9 protein-coding genes and 2 pseudogenes are annotated in these 6,775 nt (G+C 38.6%); 6 read left to right on the plus strand and 5 right to left on the minus strand.

The annotated features are described in order from the left end of the window. Positions 1–130 (plus strand): annotated as a pseudogene (locus BN3349_RS11590) (IS4 family transposase); the annotation flags it as partial. A gap of 9 nt (positions 131–139) precedes the next feature. On the opposite strand, the gene BN3349_RS12335 reads toward BN3349_RS11590, so the two are convergent. Next, positions 140–265, minus strand: coding sequence for a LysR family transcriptional regulator (locus tag BN3349_RS12335; protein WP_001303004.1), 126 nt, complete (start codon positions 263–265; stop codon positions 140–142). Positions 266–495: 230 nt separating this feature from the next. Next, positions 496–1,701 carry a sodium/glutamate symporter gene (gene gltS, locus BN3349_RS11600; protein WP_000599533.1) on the minus strand — a complete coding sequence of 402 codons (1,206 nt, stop codon included), beginning with the start codon at positions 1,699–1,701 and terminating at the stop codon, positions 496–498. Positions 1,702–2,144: 443 nt separating this feature from the next. Between gltS and BN3349_RS11605 the strand changes: the two genes are divergently transcribed. The 3 genes from BN3349_RS11605 to BN3349_RS11615 all read left to right on the plus strand — a co-directional run bounded on the left by BN3349_RS11605 (position 2,145) and on the right by BN3349_RS11615 (position 3,538). Next, on the plus strand, positions 2,145–2,465 hold the full coding sequence (locus BN3349_RS11605; protein WP_000562370.1) for an antibiotic biosynthesis monooxygenase family protein: 321 nt from the start codon (positions 2,145–2,147) through the stop codon (positions 2,463–2,465). Next, the gene (locus tag BN3349_RS11610; RefSeq protein WP_000460651.1) at positions 2,458–2,844 is read left to right on the plus strand and encodes a hypothetical protein; all 387 of its coding nucleotides are present in this window, start codon (positions 2,458–2,460) and stop codon (positions 2,842–2,844) included. The genes BN3349_RS11605 and BN3349_RS11610 overlap by 8 nt, the downstream gene beginning before the upstream one ends. Positions 2,845–2,914: 70 nt before the next feature. Next, complete coding sequence (locus BN3349_RS11615) at positions 2,915–3,538, plus strand: ArsR/SmtB family transcription factor (protein WP_001280391.1); 624 nt, start codon at positions 2,915–2,917, stop codon at positions 3,536–3,538. Here the strand turns inward: BN3349_RS11615 and tetR(B) are convergent. Continuing rightward, entirely contained in the window at positions 3,516–4,139 is a 624-nt protein-coding gene (gene tetR(B), locus BN3349_RS11620; RefSeq protein ID WP_000088605.1) for a tetracycline resistance transcriptional repressor TetR(B), read from the minus strand. The two genes, BN3349_RS11615 and tetR(B), sit on opposite strands and share 23 nt — an antisense overlap. An 81-nt stretch (positions 4,140–4,220) precedes the next feature. On the opposite strand from tetR(B), the gene tet(B) reads away from it, so the two are divergent. After that, positions 4,221–5,426, plus strand: coding sequence for a tetracycline efflux MFS transporter Tet(B) (gene tet(B), locus BN3349_RS11625; RefSeq protein WP_001089068.1), 1,206 nt, complete (start codon positions 4,221–4,223; stop codon positions 5,424–5,426). Positions 5,427–5,538: 112 nt separating this feature from the next. Here the strand turns inward: tet(B) and tetC are convergent, their stop codons facing one another. Further along, the gene (tetC, locus tag BN3349_RS11630; RefSeq protein ID WP_000428546.1) at positions 5,539–6,132 is read right to left on the minus strand and encodes a tetracyline resistance-associated transcriptional repressor TetC; all 594 of its coding nucleotides are present in this window, start codon (positions 6,130–6,132) and stop codon (positions 5,539–5,541) included. Positions 6,133–6,219: 87 nt separating this feature from the next. On the opposite strand from tetC, the gene BN3349_RS11635 reads away from it, so the two are divergent. Then, complete coding sequence (locus tag BN3349_RS11635) at positions 6,220–6,636, plus strand: helix-turn-helix domain-containing protein (RefSeq protein WP_000275180.1); 417 nt, start codon at positions 6,220–6,222, stop codon at positions 6,634–6,636. Between the two features lie 9 nt (positions 6,637–6,645). On the opposite strand, the pseudogene BN3349_RS11640 reads toward BN3349_RS11635, so the two are convergent. Next, a pseudogene (locus BN3349_RS11640) lies at positions 6,646–6,775 on the minus strand (IS4 family transposase); the annotation flags it as partial.

Below are 6,775 nucleotides of genomic sequence, written 5' to 3' on the forward strand. Positions count from 1 at the left end.
AACAGTTCGCTTAGGCATGAAAGTTTTGCGGCATTCTGGCTACACAATAACAAGGGAAGACTCACTCGTGGCTGCAACCCTGCTTACTCAAAATCTATTCACACATGGTTACGTTTTGGGGAAATTATGAGGGGATCTCTCAGTGCTCAGCATGTTTGAGTGCTTTACTCGCCGCGGGTTGAGAAATATGTAAAACTTCAGCCGCACGCGTTAAGGAACCACAAGTCATTACAGCATAAAAGATATCGAGATGTCTTAATTTCATTCCATGTAGCCTACTGATTATTTATTTCTACGGACTATTCTAACGAATAAAGTATAAATAATCAGATATACTCGTCATAATTCAAATTTTGGTTTAGTTGTCACGAGAATTAATTCGTAAACGTGCAAGCTAAATAGATTGACTAGGGGAATATACGGGGTAAGAAAGCGGCTCGGCATACTGCCCTATAATAAATTGTTAGGAGAAGTACGCCGAGTAGTGTGTAGCTATTAGGTAAAGTATGTACCAATTTCAATAAATATTTTAATTAAGATACTGTTTGAAATATCAACAATAAAGGCACCGACCATAGGAACGACAAGGAAAGCTTTATGTGATGGTCCAAATGCTTTTGTGACTGTTTGCATATTCGCAATTGCTGTTGGTGTTGCTCCCATACCAAAGCCACAGTGACCCGCGCTGATCACGACAGCATCATAATCTTTGCCCATCATTTTGAAGGTGACAAAGCAGGCAAATAGCACCATGACAACAGTTTGTACAGCAATGATAATTAATACTGGCCCTGCCATGCTTGCCAATTGACCAAATTTTAATGACATTAACGCCATTGCCAAGAAAAGCGATAAAGCAACGCTACCTAATACATCGACGGTCGGCTCAAACACTTCGTGTTTAAATACATGAGTCAGTGTATTACGGATAATAATACCGACAAATAAACACCAGACAAAAGTAGGCAGTTGCAGAAAAGTATCTTTAAACAATGCACTGATATAGCCACCAACAACAATACAGATAATCAGCATTGAAATGGTTTCAATAACGTTATTTGCATTGATTTTTCTTTTGACGCTTGGTTGCTCAAAAGCTTCAACGATAGTGTCGCGCTCTTGCTCGGTTGTTTTAGGAATAGAGACCTTTTTCAAAAGATGACGGGCAACAGGGCCGCCAACTAAACCACCCAACACTAATCCAAGTGTTGCACAAGCCATCGCTAATTCAACGGCGCCTGTTACACCATATTTATCAGCGAGAATAGGGCCCCATGCTCCGGCATTACCATGACCACCTGTTAGAGTAATTGAACCTGCAATTAAGCCAATAAATGGACTTTCATTCATCATGACAGCCATACTCATGCCGACAGTATTTTGAATGGCGATTAGGATCGTTACTGCAATAGTTAATAGAACTAACGGCTTTCCTCCTTTAATCAGTCGAGAAAAGTCAGAACTTAGCCCGATAGAGGAAAAGAATGTGAGCATTAATAAACTTTGCAATGAAGCATCAAAAGTAAACGAATAACCTGATGTTTTATCAATAATTAACAGAACAATTGCAACAATAAAGCCACCAACGACGGCTTCTGGTATGTGGTTTTTTTGTAGGAACGGGGTAAATTTTACGACAAACATTCCTATGAGTAGCGCGATACATGCGACTAATAATGTATAACTGGCATCTAGGATCATTTTTTTACCTCTATTAGTTTACCAGAATTTTCACTATAACAATTTAACAATAGTGAAAAATGAAGTTACTTTGGTTAACTAATCTTTAACAATGAGTTTTATTAGGGTATCCATAACTTTTAGTTAATAGGGTCATAATTTTAGTGTGATCTTAATCATGAAATATTAAAAAGATTAAAATAACAACAATGGTATTTAATGATGGGTAAACCTAAATACCATGCGGGATCCGCACTATTTTCGGTGATAGCAAAAAATAAAAAAGTATAAATAATAAACAAAATTATAAGAGAAGGAGAACATGATAAGCGCAGGCCGAGCAATTTAAAGAAGTGTGATATACAACATAAAACAGCAGCATGACCTTTCTATATTTCGTTGCTTATCGAAGTGTTAATTTTCGGGTGGATTACTCTGTTTGTTGATTAATAACGGAGAAAAATATGATTGCTGTAATATTTGAGGTGCAAATACAACCCGACCAACAAACTCGCTATTTGACTTTAGCTGAGGAGTTAAGACCACTATTAAGTCATGTAGCTGGTTTTATTTCAATTGAACGTTTTCAAAGTCTAGCTACAGAAGGAAAAATGTTATCGCTATCTTGGTGGGAAAACGAATACGCAGTTCTGCAATGGAAAAATCATGTTTTACATGCGAAAGCTCAACAAGAAGGGCGAGAGTCAATATTTGATTTTTACAAAATTAGTATTGCTCATATTACTCGCGAATATTCATTTAAAAAGGACAAGGATAATGTTTGATGTTCACGTTGTTTTAGATAATCAAATAGGACAATTAGCATTACTAGGAAAAACATTAGGTAATAAAGGTATTGGATTGGAAGGGGGAGGGATATTTACGGTTGGTGATGAATGCCATGCTCATTTTCTTGTTGAACAAGGAAAGGAAGCTAAAATAGCGCTAGAGCAAGCTGGACTGTTAGTACTTGCGATCCGGACACCATTAATTCGTAAGTTAAAACAGGAAAAACCGGGGGAACTTGGCGAAATAGCACGAGTATTGGCGGAGAATAACATTAATATTTTAGTGCAATACAGTGACCATGCTAACCAACTGATATTAATAACGGACAATGATAGTATGGCTGCATCTGTTACGCTCCCTTGGGCAATAAAGTGAACTTGCGATGGCTAATTTAATACGAAAAGAGGTTACCTTTGAGTCCTCAATAGCCGCGATAGGGGCGGCTATGTCTGACATTTCACGAGTTAAAATACTCAGTGCTTTGATGGATGGGCGAGCTTGGACGGCCACTGAGCTAAGTTCTGTGGCGAATATATCAGCTTCAACGGCGAGCAGTCATTTATCTAAATTATTAGATTGCCAGCTAATCACAGTAGTAGCTCAAGGCAAGCATCGTTATTTTCGGCTAGCAGGAAAAGATATTGCTGAATTGATGGAAAGTATGATGGGGATCTCCTTAAACCATGGCGTACATGCCAAAGTTTCCACGCCAGTGCATTTACGAAAAGCACGTACTTGCTATGATCATTTAGCTGGCGAAGTTGCCGTTAAGATCTATGATTCCCTTTGTCAACAGCAATGGATCACTGAAAATGGTTCAATGATCACATTAAGTGGTATTCAATATTTTCATGAAATGGGAATTGACGTTCCTTCCAAACATTCACGTAAAATCTGTTGTGCGTGTTTAGATTGGAGTGAACGCCGTTTCCATTTAGGTGGGTACGTTGGAGCCGCATTATTTTCGCTTTATGAATCTAAAGGGTGGTTAACTCGACATCTTGGTTACCGTGAAGTTACCATCACGGAAAAAGGTTATGCTGCTTTTAAGACCCACTTTCACATTTAAGTTGTTTTTCTAATCCGCATATGATCAATTCAAGGCCGAATAAGAAGGCTGGCTCTGCACCTTGGTGATCAAATAATTCGATAGCTTGTCGTAATAATGGCGGCATACTATCAGTAGTAGGTGTTTCCCTTTCTTCTTTAGCGACTTGATGCTCTTGATCTTCCAATACGCAACCTAAAGTAAAATGCCCCACAGCGCTGAGTGCATATAATGCATTCTCTAGTGAAAAACCTTGTTGGCATAAAAAGGCTAATTGATTTTCGAGAGTTTCATACTGTTTTTCTGTAGGCCGTGTACCTAAATGTACTTTTGCTCCATCGCGATGACTTAGTAAAGCACATCTAAAACTTTTAGCGTTATTACGTAAAAAATCTTGCCAGCTTTCCCCTTCTAAAGGGCAAAAGTGAGTATGGTGCCTATCTAACATCTCAATGGCTAAGGCGTCGAGCAAAGCCCGCTTATTTTTTACATGCCAATACAATGTAGGCTGCTCTACACCTAGCTTCTGGGCGAGTTTACGGGTTGTTAAACCTTCGATTCCGACCTCATTAAGCAGCTCTAATGCGCTGTTAATCACTTTACTTTTATCTAATCTAGACATCATTAATTCCTAATTTTTGTTGACACTCTATCATTGATAGAGTTATTCTACCACTCCCTATCAGTGATAGAGAAAAGTGAAATGAATAGTTCGACAAAGATCGCATTGGTAATTACGTTACTCGATGCCATGGGGATTGGCCTTATCATGCCAGTCTTGCCAACGTTATTACGTGAATTTATTGCTTCGGAAGATATCGCTAACCACTTTGGCGTATTGCTTGCACTTTATGCGTTAATGCAGGTTATCTTTGCTCCTTGGCTTGGAAAAATGTCTGACCGATTTGGTCGGCGCCCAGTGCTGTTGTTGTCATTAATAGGCGCATCGCTGGATTACTTATTGCTGGCTTTTTCAAGTGCGCTTTGGATGCTGTATTTAGGCCGTTTGCTTTCAGGGATCACAGGAGCTACTGGGGCTGTCGCGGCATCGGTCATTGCCGATACCACCTCAGCTTCTCAACGCGTGAAGTGGTTCGGTTGGTTAGGGGCAAGTTTTGGGCTTGGTTTAATAGCGGGGCCTATTATTGGTGGTTTTGCAGGAGAGATTTCACCGCATAGTCCCTTTTTTATCGCTGCGTTGCTAAATATTGTCGCTTTCCTTGTGGTTATGTTTTGGTTCCGTGAAACCAAAAATACACGTGATAATACAGATACCGAAGTAGGGGTTGAGACGCAATCGAATTCGGTATACATCACTTTATTTAAAACGATGCCCATTTTGTTGATTATTTATTTTTCAGCGCAATTGATAGGCCAAATTCCCGCAACGGTGTGGGTGCTATTTACCGAAAATCGTTTTGGATGGAATAGCATGATGGTTGGCTTTTCATTAGCGGGTCTTGGTCTTTTACACTCAGTATTCCAAGCCTTTGTGGCAGGAAGAATAGCCACTAAATGGGGCGAAAAAACGGCAGTACTGCTCGGATTTATTGCAGATAGTAGTGCATTTGCCTTTTTAGCGTTTATATCTGAAGGTTGGTTAGTTTTCCCTGTTTTAATTTTATTGGCTGGTGGTGGGATCGCTTTACCTGCATTACAGGGAGTGATGTCTATCCAAACAAAGAGTCATCAGCAAGGTGCTTTACAGGGATTATTGGTGAGCCTTACCAATGCAACCGGTGTTATTGGCCCATTACTGTTTGCTGTTATTTATAATCATTCACTACCAATTTGGGATGGCTGGATTTGGATTATTGGTTTAGCGTTTTACTGTATTATTATCCTGCTATCGATGACCTTCATGTTAACCCCTCAAGCTCAGGGGAGTAAACAGGAGACAAGTGCTTAGTTATTTCGTCACCAAATGATGTTATTCCGCGAAATATAATGACCCTCTTGATAACCCAAGAGGGCATTTTTTACGATAAAGAAGATTTAGCTTCAAATAAAACCTATCTATTTTATTTATCTTTCAAGCTCAATAAAAAGCCGCGGTAAATAGCAATAAATTGGCCTTTTTTATCGGCAAGCTCTTTTAGGTTTTTCGCATGTATTGCGATATGCATAAACCAGCCATTGAGTAAGTTTTTAAGCACATCATCATCATAAGCTTTAAGTTGGTTCTCTTGGATCAATTTGCTGACAATGGCGTTTACCTTACCAGTAATGTATTCAAGGCTAATTTTTTCAAGTTCATTCCAACCAATGATAGGCATCACTTCTTGGATAGGGATAAGGTTTTTATTATTATCAATAATATAATCAAGATAATGTTCAAATATACTTTCTAAGGCAGACCAACCATTTGTTAAATCAGTTTTTGTTGTGATGTAGGCATCAATCATAATTAATTGCTGCTTATAACAGGCACTGAGTAATTGTTTTTTATTTTTAAAGTGATGATAAAAGGCACCTTTGGTCACCAACGCTTTTCCCGAGATCTCATCTATTGAAACAGCTTGATAGCCTTTTTCAACAAACAATATTCGTGCTGAGTTAACCAGTGATTGATAGGTACTCTTAAAATTTTCTTGTTGATGATTTTTATTTTCCATGATAGATTTAAAATAACATACCGTCAGTATGTTTATGGTATCATGATGATGTGGTCGTGACAATCTTAAGAACATTTAGGTTATTTTATGTATATTGAACAGCATTCTCGCTATCAAAATAAAGCTAATAACATCCAATTAAGATATGATGATAAGCAGTTTCATACAACGGTTATCAAAGATGTTCTATTATGGATTGAACATAATTTAGATCAGTCTTTACTGCTTGATGATGTGGCGAATAAAGCGGGTTATACCAAGTGGTATTTTCAGCGGCTGTTCAAAAAAGTAACAGGGGTCACACTGGCTAGCTATATTCGTGCTCGTCGTTTGACGAAAGCGGCTGTTGAGTTGAGGTTGACGAAAAAAACTATCCTTGAGATCGCATTAAAATATCAATTTGATTCCCAACAATCTTTTACACGTCGATTTAAGTACATTTTTAAGGTTACACCAAGTTATTATCGGCGTAATAAATTATGGGAATTGGAGGCAATGCACTGAGAGATCCCCTCATAATTTCCCCAAAGCGTAACCATGTGTGAATAGATTTTGAGTAAGCAGGGTTGCAGCCACGAGTAAGTCTTCCCTTGTTATTGTGTAGCCAGAATGCCGCAAAACTTCCATGCCTAAGCGAACTGTT

The sequence above is a fragment of the Necropsobacter massiliensis genome, assembly GCF_000827595.2.
GTDB lineage: Bacteria > Pseudomonadota > Gammaproteobacteria > Enterobacterales > Pasteurellaceae > Necropsobacter > Necropsobacter massiliensis.